The sequence below is a fragment of the Chloracidobacterium sp. genome (genome assembly GCA_025057975.1).
Taxonomy (GTDB): Bacteria; Acidobacteriota; Blastocatellia; order Chloracidobacteriales; family Chloracidobacteriaceae; genus Chloracidobacterium.
Map to the genome: position 1 here is coordinate 1 of JANWUV010000078.1, position 514 is coordinate 514.

Sequence of the window (514 nt, forward strand, 5' to 3'; positions counted from 1 at the left end):
GGGCAAGACAAGAGGCGCTTGTCGCGTTACTTCCCGGCGTCGGGGATGACGAGTTCCTGGCCGGGGCGGATCAGGTTCGGGTTATCGCCGATGACGTCCTTGTTGGCCTCGTAGATTTCCTTCCAACGGTTGGCCGTCTTGTAATACTTCAGCGAGATGTGGCTGAGGGTCTCGCCGGCGGCCACGACGTGCTTGGTCGCCAGACGGCGGGCCTCCGCTTCAGCAGCGGCTCTGGCAGCTTCCTCCGCCTTGCGCTTCTCTTCGGCTTCGAGCTTGCTCTCTATCTCGCGAAGCCTGGCCTGAGCCTCATCGGCGACCTTCTGCGCGGCGGCGGCACGCTGCTCGGCGGCGGCCTTGGCAGCAGCGTCGGCAGCGGCTTTCGCTTCAGCGGCCTTGCGGGCGGCCTCTTCCTGAGCGGCCTTGGCGGCGGCGGCCTCGGCAGCCTTGGCCTTGGCGGCGGCGTCGGCGGCCGCCTTCTGCGCTAACACGTGCGCGTCGGCGGCGGCCTTCTTGG

Annotated in this window: 1 protein-coding gene; it reads right to left on the reverse strand. The window is 68.1% G+C overall.

The annotated features are described in order from the left end of the window. Window positions 1-26: 26 nt before the first annotated feature. Window positions 27-514: LysM peptidoglycan-binding domain-containing protein (locus NZ585_15185; protein MCS7081371.1), on the reverse strand; the 488-nt coding region annotated here is incomplete at its 5' end.